The organism is Pantoea rwandensis (genome assembly GCF_002095475.1).
In the GTDB taxonomy this organism is placed as follows: Bacteria; Pseudomonadota; Gammaproteobacteria; order Enterobacterales; family Enterobacteriaceae; genus Pantoea; species Pantoea rwandensis.
The window spans coordinates 10,320-28,665 of record NZ_MLFR01000014.1 but is presented as its reverse complement, the minus strand read 5'-3'; the positions used below and the strand labels follow the sequence as shown (position 1 = coordinate 28,665).

Annotated in this window: 18 protein-coding genes; 2 read left to right on the top strand and 16 right to left on the bottom strand. The window is 55.3% G+C overall.

Features of this window, described 5'->3' with window-relative positions:
- Positions 1-47 precede the first annotated feature (47 nt).
- Positions 48-1,187: a glucans biosynthesis protein MdoC gene (gene mdoC, locus HA51_RS14290; RefSeq protein ID WP_084935270.1), complete on the top strand. Its 1,140-nt coding sequence runs from the start codon at positions 48-50 to the stop codon at positions 1,185-1,187.
- A gap of 90 nt (positions 1,188-1,277) precedes the next feature.
- Here the strand turns inward: mdoC and HA51_RS14285 are convergent, their stop codons facing one another.
- Complete coding sequence (locus HA51_RS14285; protein WP_084935269.1) at positions 1,278-2,738, bottom strand: phospholipase D family protein; 1,461 nt, start codon at positions 2,736-2,738, stop codon at positions 1,278-1,280.
- Positions 2,739-2,893: 155 nt separating this feature from the next.
- On the opposite strand from HA51_RS14285, the gene HA51_RS14280 reads away from it, so the two are divergent.
- The gene (locus HA51_RS14280) at positions 2,894-4,033 is read left to right on the top strand and encodes a glycoside hydrolase family protein (protein ID WP_084935268.1); all 1,140 of its coding nucleotides are present in this window, start codon (positions 2,894-2,896) and stop codon (positions 4,031-4,033) included.
- Here the strand turns inward: HA51_RS14280 and HA51_RS27220 are convergent.
- From HA51_RS27220 to HA51_RS14215, 15 genes are all read right to left on the bottom strand, one after another.
- Positions 4,030-4,203, bottom strand: a complete 174-nt coding sequence (locus HA51_RS27220; RefSeq protein ID WP_167135866.1) for a hypothetical protein — start codon at positions 4,201-4,203, stop codon at positions 4,030-4,032. The genes HA51_RS14280 and HA51_RS27220 overlap by 4 nt on opposite strands.
- Before the next feature lie 39 nt (positions 4,204-4,242).
- Positions 4,243-4,386: a hypothetical protein gene (locus HA51_RS27215; RefSeq protein WP_166931877.1), complete on the bottom strand. Its 144-nt coding sequence runs from the start codon at positions 4,384-4,386 to the stop codon at positions 4,243-4,245.
- A 130-nt stretch (positions 4,387-4,516) separates the two neighbouring features.
- Positions 4,517-6,724, bottom strand: a complete 2,208-nt coding sequence (locus HA51_RS14275; protein ID WP_084935267.1) for a TonB-dependent receptor — start codon at positions 6,722-6,724, stop codon at positions 4,517-4,519.
- A gap of 266 nt (positions 6,725-6,990) precedes the next feature.
- Positions 6,991-8,226 (bottom strand): beta-ketoacyl-ACP synthase, encoded by a 1,236-nt coding sequence (locus HA51_RS14270; RefSeq protein ID WP_211282944.1) that lies wholly within the window; start codon positions 8,224-8,226, stop codon positions 6,991-6,993.
- Positions 8,223-8,954, bottom strand: a complete 732-nt coding sequence (locus HA51_RS14265; protein WP_084935266.1) for a 3-ketoacyl-ACP reductase FabG2 — start codon at positions 8,952-8,954, stop codon at positions 8,223-8,225. Before HA51_RS14265 ends, HA51_RS14270 begins: the two co-directional genes overlap by 4 nt.
- Complete coding sequence (locus tag HA51_RS14260) at positions 8,951-9,427, bottom strand: hotdog family protein (RefSeq protein WP_084935265.1); 477 nt, start codon at positions 9,425-9,427, stop codon at positions 8,951-8,953. Before HA51_RS14260 ends, HA51_RS14265 begins: the two co-directional genes overlap by 4 nt.
- The gene (locus tag HA51_RS14255; protein ID WP_084935264.1) at positions 9,420-10,577 is read right to left on the bottom strand and encodes a beta-ketoacyl-[acyl-carrier-protein] synthase family protein; all 1,158 of its coding nucleotides are present in this window, start codon (positions 10,575-10,577) and stop codon (positions 9,420-9,422) included. The genes HA51_RS14260 and HA51_RS14255 overlap by 8 nt, the downstream gene beginning before the upstream one ends.
- On the bottom strand, positions 10,574-11,149 hold the full coding sequence (locus tag HA51_RS14250; RefSeq protein ID WP_084935263.1) for a DUF3261 domain-containing protein: 576 nt from the start codon (positions 11,147-11,149) through the stop codon (positions 10,574-10,576). Before HA51_RS14250 ends, HA51_RS14255 begins: the two co-directional genes overlap by 4 nt.
- Positions 11,146-13,467, bottom strand: a complete 2,322-nt coding sequence (locus tag HA51_RS14245; protein WP_084935262.1) for an MMPL family transporter — start codon at positions 13,465-13,467, stop codon at positions 11,146-11,148. The genes HA51_RS14250 and HA51_RS14245 overlap by 4 nt, the downstream gene beginning before the upstream one ends.
- Positions 13,433-14,044 carry an outer membrane lipoprotein carrier protein LolA gene (locus HA51_RS14240; RefSeq protein ID WP_084935261.1) on the bottom strand — a complete coding sequence of 204 codons (612 nt, stop codon included), beginning with the start codon at positions 14,042-14,044 and terminating at the stop codon, positions 13,433-13,435. The genes HA51_RS14245 and HA51_RS14240 overlap by 35 nt, the downstream gene beginning before the upstream one ends.
- Entirely contained in the window at positions 14,041-14,457 is a 417-nt protein-coding gene (locus HA51_RS14235) for an acyl-CoA thioesterase (RefSeq protein ID WP_084935260.1), read from the bottom strand. Before HA51_RS14235 ends, HA51_RS14240 begins: the two co-directional genes overlap by 4 nt.
- Positions 14,450-16,132 (bottom strand): glycosyltransferase family 2 protein, encoded by a 1,683-nt coding sequence (locus tag HA51_RS14230; protein WP_281253444.1) that lies wholly within the window; start codon positions 16,130-16,132, stop codon positions 14,450-14,452. The genes HA51_RS14235 and HA51_RS14230 overlap by 8 nt, the downstream gene beginning before the upstream one ends.
- Positions 16,126-16,473, bottom strand: coding sequence for an ApeI family dehydratase (locus HA51_RS14225; protein WP_084935259.1), 348 nt, complete (start codon positions 16,471-16,473; stop codon positions 16,126-16,128). The genes HA51_RS14230 and HA51_RS14225 overlap by 7 nt, the downstream gene beginning before the upstream one ends.
- Entirely contained in the window at positions 16,460-17,788 is a 1,329-nt protein-coding gene (locus HA51_RS14220; protein ID WP_084935258.1) for an AMP-binding protein, read from the bottom strand. The genes HA51_RS14225 and HA51_RS14220 overlap by 14 nt, the downstream gene beginning before the upstream one ends.
- Complete coding sequence (locus HA51_RS14215) at positions 17,785-18,345, bottom strand: COG4648 family protein (RefSeq protein WP_084935257.1); 561 nt, start codon at positions 18,343-18,345, stop codon at positions 17,785-17,787. Before HA51_RS14215 ends, HA51_RS14220 begins: the two co-directional genes overlap by 4 nt.
- Position 18,346: the final 1 nt, after the last annotated feature.

Sequence of the window (18,346 nt, the reverse complement as noted above, 5' to 3'; positions counted from 1 at the left end):
CTGGTTTCAGGGCGAAACCGGCAGGTAAACTGACAAATTGGAAGCTTATGAGTTCAGCAAAACCCGAACGTGAATATTTTCTCGACTCTATTCGAGCATATTTGATGTTATTAGGCGTACCTTTCCACGTCTCCTTGATTTACTCCACCCAACGCTGGGCGGTGAACAGCCAGGAAGCCTCTATGTGGCTGACGGTGTTCAATGATTTTATCCACGCCTTTCGCATGCAGGTCTTCTTCGTTATTTCGGGTTATTTTTCCTACATGCTTTACCTGCGTTATCAACCACAGCGCTGGTTGAAGGTGCGCATGGAGCGTGTCGGGATACCCTTACTAACAGCCATTCCACTCATCACCCTGCCGCAGTTTTTTATGCTAAAAAACCTGACGGACAAAGTGGGTGACTGGAACCGTTTTTCCCTTTACGACAAGTACAACACTCTGGCGTGGGAGTTGATTTCTCACCTGTGGTTTTTACTGGTCTTAGTGATCTTGACCGCTTTAGGTATGTTGACCTTTCGCTGGCTGAGTAAACAACAGCGCCGCATTGATTATCAGCAGGTTGGCTGGGGGAAACTCACCTTGGCCTTTATGGCCTATGCACTGTTGTGGTGCCTGTTGCGCCGCGCGCTGTTTTACACGGTACCCAATGTATTTGCGGATGGTCTGTTTAGCGTCGCCGTGATGCAAACCCTCACCTTCCTGCCATTCTTTATGCTCGGCGCACTTGCCTGGAAACATCAGGCGCTGAAAGCGTTGTTCGTGCGCTTCAACCCGGTGATGTGCTTTGGTGCCATCGTGGTGTTTGCTGCCTACACCCTGAATCAGCGCTTCAGCAGCGGTGATGGCTGGTTGTATGAGATCGATGCCATCGTTTCGACCTTGATGGGGCTTTGCATGCTGAATCTGTGCTTTAGCGTGGGCCACAAACTGCTCAATAGCCACTCGCCACGCATCATGTATCTGGTCAATGCTTCACTGTTTATCTATCTGGTACACCACCCGCTGACCATTTTGTACGGTATTTATGTCATGCCGCACATCAGTAGCGACACGCTTGGCTTTTTTGTCGGTTTGGCAATCGTGTTCGCCGTGGCCTTTGCGTTGTATGAGATTCATCTGCGCATTCCACTGCTGCGTTTTCTCTTCTCAGGCAAACCGCAGCGTAAACAACCCATTAAGACGTGACTAAAAGGGTGAGCGGCGCCATGCATTGCGCATTCGTCAGCGACACTGTCGCTTCAGTTCGCAATGCATCGTGCCGCTACCTTCATGTTCCTATAACAGCCATTCCACCGGCAAACGCCACACCAACCGCACCAACAATCGCTGCAGTACCGTACACTGGGGTTCGTGCTTGTGCACAATTTCCCCTGATTCGCCAGCATACTCGACCCAGTTAACCCGCCCCCAGTTATCCAGACGCAGCGTCCAGGCACGATCGCGCATCCCGGCAATGAAACGCTGATGGGTTTGCTGAGCCAGCGCTTCACTTTCAATTACCAACCCCATTTCCGTATTAAGTACCGCAGAACGGGGATCAAAATTGAACGAACCAATAAAGACTTTACGGTTGTCTACGGTGAAGGTTTTGGCATGCAAACTGGAGCCAGAATTACCGGTGAGGCCTCGGTCGTGCGGGGCTTCGCGACCATTGTCCTGGGGCTTCATCTCATACAAAGCGATGCCATGGCGCAGTAGTTTTTTTCGCCAGCGCGCATAGCCCGCATGCACCACTGAAACGTCGTTGGCGGCGAGGGAATTCGTCAACACAGCGATTTTTACCCCGCGCCGCTTGAGCGCCACCAACTGGGCAACACCGGCACGCGTCGGCACAAAGTAGGCTGAGATTATGTCGAACTGCCGCTGCGGTGTGCCGATCACCTCCAGCATGCGCTGCGGTAAGAGACTTGAACGTTTGGCTTTGCCCAAACCCTTGCGTGGATCGTCACTGAGCAAGCGCGATTCTGCCCACGTCATCTGCATCGAGCCCTGCTCCATTTGGCTGACAAAAGAAGAGTGTTCCAGACGCGCCAGATAGCGTTGAACCGCCTCACTCTGCTGCCACTCAGCGGGCAACCTCACCGTCTGATGTGCATCGACCGATACATCCACCACACTGCGCAGGGGTGATACCGCTTTGCTCTGCCAATAACGCTCAAAATCGTGCGCGACTTGCTGTACCACCGGGCCAATGGCGAGCACATCCAGGTCAGTAAACAGCGGCTCATCACCCGTGCCAAAATATTCATCGCCGATGTTACGTCCGCCCACCAATGTTGCAGCGCCATCCACCGTCAGGCTCTTATTGTGCATTCGGCGATTTAAGCGCGCGAAATCGGTCAGATAGCCAAGCGCCCTTAGCGTGCGGAAAGAGAAAGGATTAAACAATTTCACGGCAATGTTTGGGTGACGGTCAAGTTCAGCCAGCGTGTCATCCAGACCCGGCGTGTTGTTATCATCCAACAACAGACGGACTTTCACCCCGCGTTCGGCCGCATCCAGCAAGGCGCTGAACAACAAACGCCCTGACATATCGTTGTGCCAGATGTAGTACTGCACATCGATAGTCTGTTGCGCCATGCCCATTAGCAGATAACGTGCGGCGAATGCGTCCAGTCCATCGTTAAGTGGATGAATGCCGCTCATATCAGGATGCAGCGCACAGCGCGCATCAACAATCTCTCGTAACCCATCGCCTGTTGGCGCCGTGGGTTGCACAGGTGCTGCTTCACTCATACCGAATCCCTGAATTCACTGGATCTTTTATTGTTGGTATTCCCGCGCCTGAAGCCAATCAGAGGCTTCTGTATCGGCTCGCTGACGCGACGTTAATTTAGAGTCTAGACTTAGGCTTGCGTTCTGCATCCGGCGTTTACCGTGAGGAGAGGATTATGCCCCAGCAATCCCCACACCATCACCCACATCTTTTTCGCAGTTTCTTCCAGGGCAGTTTCCCCTGCTCCACCGCCTGTCGCAGTGGAGGGCGTCGAATTGATATGGTCATCAGTAGCGGTCATGACATGCTGCTGGAAAAAGATTACGCGGCGCTGGCGCAAGAAGGTTTACTCACTGCGCGTGACGGCGCGCGCTGGCACTTAATTGAAGCCACACCCAATGAATATGACTGGCGCAGCTTCTTACCGATGATTCACGCTGCGGCCCGACACGATATGCAAATCATCTGGGAATTGGCGCATTTTGGCTATCCCGAGCACCTCGATATCTGGCGCACCTCTTTTGTCGATCATTTCGAGCGCTTCGCACGCGCGATGGCGCGACTGATGCGAGATGAGGGAGTACAACATCCCTTCTTTACCCCTATCAATCAGATCTCGTTCTGGTCATGGGCAGGAGCCGATGTCTCGTGGCTCGACCCCTACGCCAGCGAACGCGGACGCGAACTCAAGCGCCAACTGGTGCGCGCGACGATCGCGGCCATGCATGCGATTCGTGATATCTATCCTGATGCCCGTTTCGTGCTCACCGACCCGCTGGTGCAGATCGCCCCCGATCCCGATAATCCCGACAGTAAGCCCTACGCTGATGCGCAAAATCAGGCGCAGTTTGAAGCCTGGGACTGGATTGCCGGACGTGATGCGCCTGAGCTGGGCGGACGCGAGGATTTTTTGGATATTCTTGGCCTGAACTACTACCCGGATAATCACTGGTTTTTATCCGGTGATACGCTCTCCGCACAACATGCGGCCTATCAGCCGCTGCATCAGCTACTTCAGCAATGCTGGCAGCGCTACCAGCGTCCGCTGCTGCTGGCTGAAACGGGCGCGGAAGGTGAGGCACGCGCGCCCTGGTTACGACACGTAGCTGAAGAAGCGATGCTGGCGCTGGCGCAAGGCGTTGCACTGGAGGGAATATCCCTTTACCCGGTGGTGGAGTATCCCGCGTGGGCCGACGATCGCCGTTCACCAGGCGCACTATTTGGTCTTGGCGATCCTAATGGCAATCGAACATTGCATGAGGCACTGGCGCTGGAGTTACGCAGCCAGCAGATTAAATGGCGTAATCAGATCTAAGTGTGTTGTGAAGGTACAGTTTTAGGCGGGCAGGTTTGGACATCCAGTGTGGGATCAGCCGGGTGACGCACATCGGTCAGCCAGGTCATGGTGAATAGAAACACCACACCAATTAAACAGGCAGAGAGCAAGCCAATTATGGCTATCAGTTTGTCATCTCGGGCTTCCATCGACATCTCCTTGCAGGCTTCCTTGAACCGTTGCTGACCTTAGCTCATCCATAACGTCACCATCAGGACGAAGATTATAAGGGTAACAGAGGTCACTGCAAGTACCACAATGGCGAAGTGCGCGTCGTCCAATGACTGCCGTAAGGGTTCGTCGTGATCGTCAGGAGGCGCGGGTGAACTCATGTTAGCTCAATGAAAGAGATACTTGTCGTGCAGGATTGCCGTACTGAGTGTAATGGAATACGTCTTAAGGTACAGAATTATTTCAGAATGAAAGGACAATGGGGTGCAATCGCACCCCATTAAGAGCAGATTAGAAATCGTAGCTCATAGAGACTTTCAGCGTACGTGGATCGCCCTGATAGATGTAAGTACCGTAGCTTTCTACACTTGCCCAGTATTTCTCATTGGTGACGTTATCCACTCCCACACGCCATACCATGTCATGCTCGTTAACTTTGGTGCGATAACGCACGCCCAGATCCAGCGTGGTGTAGCTATCCAGTGACTTGGTGTTCTGCGCATCGGCAAATTGTGAACCAGAGTGGTTAACATAGGCGGTTGCTGTCAGACCATCTACTGGCTTGATGTCATATTCTGCGCCCAGTACGAAGTAGTAGCGCGGCACACCAATCGCTTGCTTACCGTTCAAGCTTCCGTTCGCCGATTCGGTGATCTGTGCATCCAGCCAGGTTGCACTACCATTCAGGCGGAAGCCCAGTACCGGTTCACCAAACAGGTTCAATTCCACACCGCGGTTGCGCTGCTCACCATTCAGCGCATAGAAACCATCGCTATTGGTGATGGCATTCGGTTTGCGGATATCAAACAGTGACAGAGCACCACCCATGCGATCGAAATCAACCTTCACACCCACTTCATTTTGTTTCGAGTGAGCAATGCCAGTGGTTTTACCATAGTTGGTCGCCGTGTTCGGCGCAGCAGTACCCGGTTGCAACGCTTCGGTATGGTTTGCATAGAAAGAGACTTCTTTCCATGGTTTGTAAACCACACCATAGGTCGGCATCCAACGGCTAGCGTCAAAGTTAGAGGCTGAATCTTCTGCACCCGTATTGTTATCATAGCTGCGCACGACTACTTTCTGGTGGCGAGCACCCGCCGTGAACAGCAAGGTGTCGTCGAAGAAGCCCAGCGTATCGCTCAGCAGATAACCTTGCGTACGGGTGCGCCCCGTGGTCAGAGGGTCGTGATAATCACCGCTGCTGAGGGTGTTTGCTGGAACGGATGTGGTCGGCGTGTCATAAATATTGGTATCAACAGACGCTCCGCCATACCGCCACGCAGTTTTGTTGCTCGCAATATTTGCTGAGTAACCAAAGTTGACCTTGTGGGTAACGGGGCCGGTAGAGAAATTACCGCGAATGCCCGTCATGCCGCTGAAGCCATCGTTGATTCGGTTAGTATCTAAACGACCGTACTGTGCATCACCGCTGGCATTAGACACAACTGGGCTGGCATACAAACCAATCTCATGTGAATGCTGCGCACCAACTGCACCGTACCAGGTCCAATTATCAGTGAAATCATATTCTGCTTTTGCCATACCGAATTCACTTTCGATATCGCTATACACCCACGGTTGGCTGGTGTTGTGCGTGGCAGATGGCGCTGCAGGAATGAAGTCCAGCCCACTGACGTTGATACCAATGCGGTCCCCATGGAATGTCTGCTTTTGATAGCCCACATCCAGTGAAGTACGCAGGCGATCGCCACGGTAATCCAGACCGATTGATGCCGCAGTTGTACGGCGTTTCGCGCCATGAACCGCAGTATCACCTTCGCGATCCAGCACGTTGACGCGCACACCAAACTGGTTGTTATCACCAAAACGACGGCCCGCATCAACAGAGCCACCCACCTGAGAAGATGAGGTGTAATCAAGGCCGACACGTGCCATTGGCGTATCTTCAGCGTGTTTAGGTTCGAGGTTTATCATCCCGCCCACACCCGAACTCGCCGCACCGTTTACCAGAGAGTTCGCACCTTTAAATACTTCAACACGATCAATTAGTTGCGTATCAATGACCTGACGCGGCACAACGCCTGACAGGCCACCGTATGTCATATCATCACCGTCCAGCTCAAAACCACGAATGCGGTAGGTTTCAGCGTAGTTACCATAACCCTGTACATTCTGCACGCTGGCGTCATTACGCACGACATCCGCGATGGTTTTCGCCTGTTGGTCCTGAATCATCTTCGAGGTGAAGCTGATAACGTTGAACGGCACATCCATCGCATTCTGCTCACCGAGCATGCCGAGGCGGCCGCCATGGGCGATCTGACCATCCAGGTATGCTGGCACTAAATCATTACCACCCGGCTTGAAGTCCGATTGCGGTGTGGCGGTCACGACGAGCGTCTGCTGATCATTTTTCGCAGCCGTTGAAGGAGTACTGGTGGTGTTGGTGGTAGCAGCCATCACTGGCAAACAACCGGCGCTGACCATGACGGCAAGCAGCGTCGGTTTCAGTCCGGGATTGAAAGGCGTCGAACGCATGAAGAACCCCTGATTAAGAAGGAAATTGATAATCATTTTTATTACGGTTTGCGATTATGCGTTCTGCTAAACGGAAAGCAAGAAAAATCTTGGAACTTTTAAGGCCACAAAAGGTCAGGGGAAAAAGTTGAAATTATCGATTTGAACTCATTGAATGGTGAGGTGAACAAGCATCGTCACTTTGGCACATGCTATGTGGGGATTTTGGGGCGGGTTATCACTGAAAAACAGCGGCTTCCATACCGAAAGCCGCCTTGAAACGAGATTTAAGCTTCACTCCAGCGTTTGAACACCAGCGAAGTATTAATACCACCGAAGGCAAAGTTGTTAGACTGGATGTAATCCGTATCAATCAGCCGTGGTTCGCCGATGATGTAATCCAGTTCGCCGCACTCTTGCGCCGGTTGCGACAAATTCAACGTAGGCGCAAACCACCCTTCACGCATCATCTCAATGCTCATCCAGGCTTCTAGTGCACCACACGCCCCCAAGGTATGCCCAAAGTAGCTTTTCAATGATGATATCGGCGTCTGTTCGCCGAAAATCGCCGCGGTCGCCAGGCTTTCAGCGATATCGCCGCGGTCAGTAGCCGTACCATGCGCATTGATATAACCAATCTGGTCTGGCGTCACGCCGGCGGTCTTCAACGCTCTTTCAATGCAGATTTGCATGGTTTCACGCTGCGGCTGGGTAATATGCGCCGCGTCGCAGTTAGTGTGGAACCCCACCAGCTCGGCATAAATGGTTGCGCCGCGCGCTTGCGCATGTTCCAAAGATTCGAGGATCAGCGTACCGGCACCCTCACCAATCACTAAACCATCACGCTGCTGGTCAAACGGTGCCGGTGAGGTATGAGGCGCATCATTACGCTGGCTGGTGGCAAACAGGGTATCAAACACCGCCGCTTCGGACGGGCAAAGCTCTTCTGCCCCTCCCGCGACCATGACGGTTTGATAACCATGACGAATCGCTTCCCACGCATAACCAATCGCCTGGCTGCCTGAAGTACAGGCACTTGACGTAGGGATCACGCGACCCCGTAAACCAAAAAATAAACCCGCGTTCACTGCCGTTGTGTGCGGCATCATCTGCACGTAGGTGGTGCCGGTAATATTATTGGTATGCTTTTCCGTCAGCATGGTGGCGAATTCACTCACCGGACCGGTACTGCCGGTGGACGAGCCATACGCAATACCGGTTTCACCGCTGGTCAGCACCGGATGGTCAATCAGCCCCGCTTGTTCCAGTGCGAGTTCAGTCGCACGCGTCGCCATCAATGACACGCGGCCCATGGAGCGAATGCGCTTACGGGTGTAGTGCGCAGGCAAAGCGAAGTTATCGACCGGGGCACCGAGTAAGGTATGGAGGCCATCATAAATCTCCCACTCAGGCATCTTACGCACGGCATTTTCCCCCTGCTTCAGACGCGCAGCCACTTCAGGCCAGCTTTCACCAAACGCCGTGACGCCGCCCATGCCGGTTACCACTACACGCTGAATCACAACATACCTCCGTTAATTGAAATCACCTGACGCGTGACATAGCCCGCGATATCTGACATCAAATAGCTGGCCAGCCCGGCGACTTCTTCCGCCGCCCCCATACGCTTCATCGGAATGATCTTCAGCGCTTCATCGATCACTAACGGTTCCAGGTCGGTCATTCCGGTGTCGATCAATCCCGGTGCGATACAGTTGACGGTGATTTTTCGTTTAGCCAGTTCTATCGCTAGCGCTTTGGTCGCGCCGATAATCCCGGCTTTCGCCGCGCTGTAGTTCACCTGACCACGATTGCCCATCAGGCCAGAAACCGATGACAACGTAATGATACGTCCACCTTTACGCAGACCAATCATCGGCATCACACAGGGGTGGAGAACGTTGTAGAAACTGTCGAGATTGGTGTGGATCACCGTATCCCATTCGTCTTCGGTTAGCGCCGGGAACGCGCCATCCCGCGTGATGCCCGCATTGTTCACTACACCGTAGTAAGCGCCGTGCGCAGCAATATCCTGTTCAATGGCTGAACGTGTCGCCTCGCGCTGTGCGACATCGAATGCCAGCACGCGCCCGTTGCCGCCCGCGGCTTCAATTTCCGCCAGCGTCTGCTGCGCGCCCTGCTCATCACGGTGATAATGCACCACCACCTGAAATCCATCCTGCGCCAGACGCAATGCGATGGCACGGCCAATACCTTTACTTGCGCCGGTCACTAATACGTTGCGTGTCATGGCTGAGTTCCTTGTTGTGCTAATCGGGTGAGTTCCTGTTCATCCGGCTGATAGGTGTTCAGCCGACCACTGGCTATCACTCTGTCCTGACTACGGATTTCGCCTTCAAAACTGCCGAGTTTGTCATCCCGCATTAGCAGGTGCATTGCAACGCATAACCTGCTATTCGCCGCAAAGCTGGGCGTTATTGCACGATAGCCTCGCCCCCCTAACAGCATACCGGGACGAATATCGATATCGCCGCGTTGGCGGGCATGATAACCGGACCAGACGCCCACCGTTTGCGCCATGATTTCAACGCCAAACCACGCGGGTAATTCACCTTGCGCGGTAAGAAAAGGGGCCAGCACACCTTGGTTATTTACTGTCACTTCACACACGACGCTGTCTTCGCTGACCTGAAGGACGCGGTCTAATAACAACATCGGTGCGCGGTGCGGCAAATATTGGCTCACCGGCAGAAAATCAGTCATGAGGCTTTCCTACAATCAGGCAGGTATTGTTCCCGCCAAAAGCAAAAGAGTTTGAGGCAATAATGGGACGTGCCAGCGGCTGGGGTGACGTGAGTAATCCACAGGCTGGCAACGTAGAATCTTGGGTGCTTGCGCTAAAATCCTGCGCCGGTAAAGGCAAGTTTTGTTGCACAATCAGCGCCGCCAAGGCGGCCTCCGTCGCACCGGCTGCGCCTAAGGTGTGGCCCGTCAGATGTTTGGTCGAGCTACATGGCACGCTGTCGCCAAACAAACGATGGATAACGCCCGCTTCCACCTGGTCATTGAGCGGCGTAGCCGTACCGTGCAGATTGATATAGCCAACTTCCTGCGGCTGCAAACCCGCCTGCTGGAGCGCCATCCGCATCGCGCGCTCAGCACCCTCGCCTTCTGGATGCGGTGCTGACATATGCCAGGCATCCGACGACTCGCCAGCTCCAAGCAGCGCCAGTGGCTGGGATTCACGCGTGAGTAAGAGCAGTGCCGCGGCTTCCCCGATGGAGATGCCATCACGCTCGGCGCTGAACGGCGCACACTGGGACGCAGAGAGTGAATCCAGGCTGGCGAAACCATTAATCGGCATACGGCTGAGGGAGTCGGCTCCTCCCACCAGCGCCACGTCCGCCAGTCCAGCCTGAATTAAGCGTTGCCCGCTGATCAGAGCGCGAGCGCTGGAAGAGCAAGCTGTAGAAAGGGTGTAGGCCGGGCCGTCGAGTTCAAGGTAGTGCGCCAGGAAGCGTGAGGGGTCACCTAACTCTTGCATGCGATAATCGTAACCCGCCAGGCCTTCATCGACCTGACGGTCACCTTCATCCACACCCGACGTACTGGTGCCGAGCACAATCGCCACGCGATCACGTCCATACAGGGCTATGGCGGCCTCGACGGCTGGGCGAATCTGAGCCAGTGCCGCTAACAGTAATTGGTTATTGCGTGTGTTATGCGCAGCAAGCGCAACCGGGATCGACGGCAACTCGCCCTGCACTTCGCCGAGCCAGCAAACCTTCCCCTGCTGCAACCAGCCTTCGCGCGGCTGCATGCCGGGCGCACGGCCTTGCGTCAGCTGCGCAGCAATCTGTGCCAGGCTGTTGCCCAATGCATTCACCATACCGAAAGCCGAGATGTAGATCATGAAGAAGCGTCCAGATGCTGGATGTCAATTTGATAACCGAAGGCGCGCTGATCGATGCTGATCGGCTCGCGGATCTTCCCGCGTTGCAGGTAGCGAATCAGCGTCACCAGCTCGCCGGACGCATCGCGCAACTCGCGACGATCGCCGATGTCGACCAACTGCCAGCCTGGCGGCAACTGTGGCTGCCAGGCGCTAACAGGCCAGTGGCTGAGCATCACATCGGCCAGCACCTGACTCGCAGGTGGCATCTCTGGCAGTGCCATCATTTGCTGAGTATGAATGCCGTTTTTATCATAGGTCACGCGGAACAAGCGAATCCCCAACGAGGATAGCCCCGCCAGGCTGATTTGTTGCGCGTCAGCACTCAGCAACACCAGCAGCGACTGGGTTTTCCCTTTCGCGTGACCGGTCAACAATTGCTGCTGCTGAAACGCAGGGGAAATACCCGGAGCCGGTAAGGTGACGCGCACGCCTGGCTTGAGCCATGCGGTTGGCCGATTGGACTGACCCTCATGCTGCGCACAGCCGCTTAATAGCAGACTCAGCATCAGCAGAAATGCACCCGTTCTCATCGTTGTTTCCTTTTCCCCGGAGCCAGCGCCATTGGCGCCAGCAAGAATGCACAAAAAATACCGCTACACAGCACCGTACCAAAGCCACTGATCGCCGCCGTGCTGCTGAACACCAACATGCCCAGCGTCAACAGTGTAGTCATCATCGCCAGCGTCACGGCCAGCATCGACGTCAACGGTGTGCCACGCGGATTGCTGAAGAACAGCGTGTAATTGATCCCAATGCCGAGCACCAGAATCAGCGCCAGCAGCGCGAATAAGTTTAAACTCGCCCCAATCCACCCCAGCGTTGCCAATGCAGCCGCCAGCGATAGCCACGACGGCAAGGCACTGCGTAGGCCGACTTTAAACCCGAGGCGCACGGTGTAACTCACCGTGATCAACAGCAGCGCTAACGCCAGTAAACCGCTCAACAGCGTGCGCCAGAAGCGGAACAGTTCATCATAGCTGGCTTTGCGATCGACCCAGCTAACGCCAGATTGCTGGGTTGCCAGCTCAAACAGCGCCGCACTGTTTTTCACTCCGTTAACCGGGACCAACACACTGCTGCGTCCATCCGGCAACGACAGCCAGAGCAATCGCCAGCCTTCACTCAGTGGGCTGGCCAGCCAATCTTGCGGGGTGACCGACATCGTACTCAGATCGGCATTCGCTGCGGTGATACCCGCCTGCTGTAAACGATGCAAAATGGTCGGTGCCGCCTGTTGTAACAGCGCACTATCTTGCTGCTGCTGTGCCAGTGAATTAAGCGGCAACACCCGGTAGCCGGCAAACCAACCCTTCTGCTGCGCCTGCTGTAACTTTGGCGCCAGCGCACTTAAGCGCTGAAGCGCCTGCTGCTCGTTGTCGCCCCATACCACAAACCAGGTTTGATCTGCCTGCTGTCCAGTGAGCTGCGCTAACTGGCGATCCTGGGCTAAAAGTTTGGCCGGCGCACTTTGCAGATGCGCAATATCATCATCGACATGCAGTTGGATCATGCCGCTAATGGCATAAATGGCCACCAACAGCGGTAAGCCAAACTTCAACCCGTTGTGACGACGCCACGCCGCTAACCAGCGTGCTAGCCACACCATGGCAGGAACCGGACGTACGGGTAAGCCGCGCACCAGCCAGGGGTAGAAAAAAATCACCGTCAGGCAGGATGCGCTTAACCCACTTGCGGCAAAGACCGCCAGTTGACGCAGACCAGGGAAAGGCGCTAACAGCATGAGCAACCAGGCTATCGCGGTGGTGCCCAGTGCCAGCAGCAAGGTCGCACGCACTTTGTGCAAGCTTTGCCAGGGCGTAGTGTGCTCGCCATGCACCATCCGCTCCGTCAGATAGTAGAGCGTATAATCGGCAGAGATGCCGACAATACTGAGGCTCATGACTAGCGTGGTGAGATGCAGCTCACCAAAAAACAGCAACGTCATGACGGTTCCCGCCATCGCGCCTATCGCCACGGATAATGCGCACAGCGCCAAAGGCCGCAGCGACCGGAACACCAGCCAAATCAGTAGCAGCAAACCGCCCAACGTCACACTGCCCAGCGTTTCAACATCATGTTGTGCCCGCTGGCTGGCATCATCGCTAAACAATACCGTGCCACGCGTCAGCAACTGTGCATCCGGCCATCGGGTTTTCAACTGCTGTTCTAACTGATTCAGCGCGGTGACCAGTTGATGGCTCTGCTGGATACTGAATGCATTACTCGCCAGTTCACCGTGCAGGAAATACCAGCGGCGCTGCTGAGCGTCATTCACCGTTAGCCAGCCGTTGTGTAGCACCATTTTGCTGGCGTTCTGTTGCAGCGCCAACTGTGCTCCACGCACCAGCAGCAGCGGATCGTTTTGGATCTCTTTGCTACCCACACCGGCAAAGGCTGAAAATAGCTGCGCCAGGATCCAGTCAGCCTGCGCCCCACCGCCATTTTGCAAGCGTGCGCGCGTGAGAGGGTCTATCAACCCATTGCGGTGCTGAAAAGCGTAGGCGCCCCAACGTTGCATCTGGTCATCATCTAGCGCACCACTCACTTGTTTCAACATCGGCAACGCCTGTAACTGCGTTTGCCACCACTGTGCTACCGCATCACCCTCCTGCGGATTGGCACTGACCAGCCACACCAGTTGACGATCCAGGCGCTGCATAAAGCCTTGCTGAATTTCAGCCGGTGCCTGTCCCAGATTTTGCTGGGGCAACAAGGCCAGCACGCTGCTGTTTAACTGGCTGCGTGGCAGTAGGATTGCCAGCGCGATCGCCAGTGCCAGACACACCGCTAACCACAGCAATGCGAAGGTTTTTTCACTGCGCTGGGGCAAAACGCGCTCGCTCTTCATCAGTCAGTTGTTTGGGTTCGGTTCGGGTATCGCTGAGGGTGATCACCGTTTTATCGCCCTGTTTGTCATCCAATGTGATGCCATTCAGGAAGGCCGCGCCTTGCAGATCGATACGGTTAAAGATTTTATTTAGCGGTGCCGCCTTCGGTATCAGGCTGAGCTGCCAGTTATCGTTCCCCCGGTCCTGAAAATCGAGGTCAAAATTCTCCCGCAAAACCTTTTCATCGGCCTGAAAAAGCGCACGCAGTAGGTGATTAAACTGGAACATCTGCGGATTGCTGTCAGCAGTGATCACCTGTGACGGCTGGCCGCTCATGCTTTGCACCATACGTTTGTCGTCAAGGATTAACGTCATGACAAACGGCGTCGCCTGATGCCACCACAGACCCTGTTGCTGGGCAATCAAAAGCTGGCCGCGCGACACCAGCGGCTGCGACATGCCGGAAATGGTGCGCACCTGTTCGAAGTTAGCCCGGATCACCGGCTGGCTAGCGAAGCGTTGCTGTAACTGGTCGAGCGTGACAGCTTGGGCACCGGCAGCCACCAGCGTGAGTAACAGGCAAAAGATTCTGATCACGGTTTAACCCCTAAGCGTTCAAACAAAATGTCAGGTGAAACGAATTGCATCTCCTGGCTCTTCGCATCAACCGCCACCTGCAATGTATGTGCTTTGGTGGTGACCTGCCCTGCACCATTGCGGATCACATAATCGATGCGCAGACGGTTTTCATATTCGCTGATGCTGGCTTCCACGCGGATCGCCTCTTCACAGCGAAGCGGTTGGCGGTATTTCACACGCGTATCCACCACTGGCCAGACAAATCCGCTGGCAGCCATTTCGCTGTAGCTGTAGTTGACGCTACGCAGCAGCGCTTCTCGCGCCACTTCAAAAAAGCGGAAGTAGTTACCGTGCCACACCACACCCATCGGATCGCAGTCGTGGAATGACACGGTTAATGCAACTTCAGCGCGCCAGATGCGTTCACTCATCGCGGCTTTTCTCCTCTGGTAAGGTCCAGAAATCGTAAAAGTTAAACCAGTCCAGCGGCGCCATCAGCGCATTCTGTTGTAATCTTTCGGCATAGCGATCTACCGCTGTCTGCAACGCCTGTTGGCGCTGGGCACGTGGCAGCAATAGCGGATCGGCGAAGGGTTCACAGTGCACCCGCAATGTGCCCTGTTCACGCAAAGCAAACATCAGCAGTACCGGACAGCGCAGCGCAGCGGCCAGCACAAAGGGTCCTTGGGGAAACGGTGCCGGACGCCCCATAAATGGACTCCACACCACGCGACGTTCACCGCCGCGTTGGCGATGCACTGCCGTACGATCGCCCACGATGGCGACCCACTCGCCGGCATCCAGTTTCTGTTGCAGCAAGATCGCCGTATCAGGGCCAATGTCCGTCACCGGCATCAGGTTGACCCCGGCCTGTGGCGCGATGCTCTCTAACACGTCGCGAAAGCGCTGTGCGTTATCGGTAAACACCAACGCATTAATCACCAGCCCGCTCACCTGTTTCGCCATGGCGCGACAGGCTTCGATATCACCGAGATGTGAGGCCAGAATCAAATGTCCTTTACCGTCTGCCGAGCGAATGACCTGTTCAGCACCGGGCGCAAAATCAATATCACGCCCCCATTGCACATCACCGCGCCAACTGGCGACTTTATCCAGCATGCTATAGCCGAAACGCAAAAAGTGCTGATAGCTGTTGAGGGGAGCAGGCAGTGCAATCTGCTGCTTACTGGCTTCCGCTTGCACACGCGCCAGCCATTGCCTGGATGCCGCACGCGCTTCACGTCCGCTCAGCCAGTACACCGCCACCACTGGCCACAGCAATAACTTAAACGGCAATCGCCCGGCACGACGATACAACCACAGCATGAAGCGTAAGCCATGCTGCCCACGACGTTCCGGCGTGGCTGACCAGTGCTGCATCGGGTCGCGGCGGCGCAACAGTTGAGGGATGCGCGGCAACATGCCAAAGAACAGACGCGTATGCATCCATGAAATACGCAGATTGTCACGCAGCGCATCGAAGTGAGACAGACCGGTGGCGGGATAGGTTACGCGCGTGCTGATAAAGCGGCTTGGCGTACCCTGCCAGTACAAACGCACCATGATTTCAGTATCGAAGTCCATGCGTTGTCCGATCGCTCGGCGATCGCACAGTGATAGCGAAGGTTGCAATGGATAGACGCGAAAGCCACACATGCTGTCTTTCAGTGAGAATGACAGCGTCTCAACCCATACCCAGAAGTGGGTGATGTAGCGACCATACAAGCGCGATTTGGGAATCGACGCGTCATAAATCGGCTGGCCGGAGATCAAGTACTCAGGATGGCGCTCGGCTTCTGCCAGCATGCGGGGTGTGTCTTCAACCTGATGTTGACCGTCAGCGTCAAGTTGCAGCACATGACTGTAGCCTGCCGCTGCGGCTTTACGCATACCTGCAATCACGGCAGCGCCCTTCCCCTGATTGTGCGGCAAAGTCAGTATCTCTAACTGTGGCGCGCTCAAGGCGGCGATATGCTGTTTCGTCTCTGCATCACTGCCATCATCAACGATGATCACCGGCAGATTAAAGGGGGCAAGCCGTGCTAACACCGATGCCAACATCGCACCATGGTTGTAGCAGGGAATCAAAATACAGGGCTTCAGCACAGGCGGATCTTCCCGCTGCTCGCAACGTCAACGCTGTCATGACCCATCAGACTATAGCTAAAACTCAGCAGCGATTTCTCTTCCTGCCAAATGAGTTGCAGTTCCAGTTCCGCATCCGGCGGTACGGGCTGCTGGAACTTGATGTTATCAATAGAAGCAAAGGTTTTGCCGGGCGCCAGGCGAGTTAGACCGTAGTGCATGACCCAGTCAAGTTGCGCCACACCGGGCAAAATCGGCAACGTGGGGAAGTGGCCGCGAAACCAAAAAAGATCGGCGGAGGCGCGCAGGCGCAACGTCAGCGTCGTCCCCTGCTGCTGGGCGTCAAGTTCAACCGGCAACATCAAATAACTCCTCAATTTGTGGCCACGCGCGTTTGCTCTGCGCCGTGATGGGAATGTTGGTCACCACGCGCCAGTAGCGCGGCATCGCCACGGGTTCAAGCCAAGGCTGTAACGCGCTTTTCCACTGCTTCTTATACTGTGACAACGTTGCCGCATCCGGGATGTCAGGCAAGGCGAGCACCACACCTATCGCATGACGTCCATGGCGCTGAATCGCCAGCGCCGCAGCATCTTCGACGCCGGATAGCGTCAACAAACGGCGTTCAATTTCGCTCAGCGATACGCGCTTATCTTCAATTTTAACGACGCGATCCTGGCGACCAGCCAGCTGAAATTCACCAGTAGGCTGTTGAAGAATACGATCATCAAGCGGCCAGCCGGCTTCGGTTTCAAGCAGGGCGGAAAATACCCGCCAGCGTCCCGCCTCCTGCTCACGCAAGGTCACATCGGGAAAACAGCGCCACAGTGCCTGCTCGGCATCGGCGGAGCGCCAGCCAATCACCCCAGTTTCGGTGCTTCCGTAGATTTCATCCACGACACAGTGCAAAGCGGCTTGCGCACGCTGCGCATCAGACCGAGGTAAGGCGCCTCCGGCAGAGACCACCAGTGCACAAGGCGGTGTGATTAACGACGTGTCCAGACGACGTAAAAAGGCTGGGCTGCTAATAAACAGGTAGCGACGATCGCGGCGCTGATCGGCCAGCTGTTCACTGTAGAATATTTGCTGTGCGGCGAGTGGCAAACTGAGCGCCATTGGCAGCATGATGCGGAATGTCAGCCCATACAGATGCTGATGGCTGACTGAAGCGATGACATGACACTGCTGTAAGCGATGGCCCCATAAGGTGGCCAGCCATTGCGCCTCCAAATCCAACGACCGTAAGGATTTCACCACCCGACGTGGCGCGCCCGTTGAACCCGATGTGAACAGCACTAACTCGGCGCTAGCATCTAATATCGGCAATTCACCCAACGCTAACGCTCCGTCCCAGCGTATTTGTGGCAGAGAGATGGCCAGCGGCATATCACTGATGACGCCATCAAGATGTTCCGCCATCTCTTCGAGTTGCGCGGCACGGCAATGTCCAGGGATCACTGGTGTCTTACCGGCGTACCACAACGCCAATAGCGCGGCCGTGAAATGGTAGCTGTTATCGAAGCACAACGCCCAGTGTTGGCCGGGTTGGCTGCGGAGCTTATCCGCCAGCGCCTGCACCTGCTGACGCATTTCTGATAACCAGTGTTGCTGCTGCCCTTGCCAGGCGACCACGCGATCCGGAGCGGTAAACCATTCGCGGATACTCAAAACGTTCATGTCTTGTTCCTTAAGCGTTGGCGTAACAGCCATTCGCCGCCCATCAGCGTCCCCATTAACAGGTAACTGATGCACCCATTCCAGAGTGTCCATAGCGTGACATCATTGAGCAGACAGGTGAACAACGCCACACTGCCATTACCGATAAAAAAAATGCACCACACCTGCGTCACGCGTCGCGTGTATTGCACCGCTCGCGGCGGCAGTTCTGGCTCACGTAGCCGCGCCAACCGCTCAATCAATGGCATCGGGCTCCATAAGGAGCCACCAAACATCAGCAGCATCAGCACATTGACCACCACCGGATACCACAGCAGCAGATGCTGGCTGCGTAAGAGCACACTGGCCAGGCACAACAGGGTACCAACCAGCGCCAGCAGCAGCATCACGCGGCCCATCGCGCCCTGCGCATGCCGCAAGTTCCAGATCCGCCAGCCAAACACCAGTGCCAGCACGACAATCACTCCGCGCCACTGCGGGTGTGTCACCGCCAGCCAGACCAAAAATGGCCAGGTCAGCAGCGCCAGCGCATTCAGCAGGCGCAGGAGTGCAGGCATA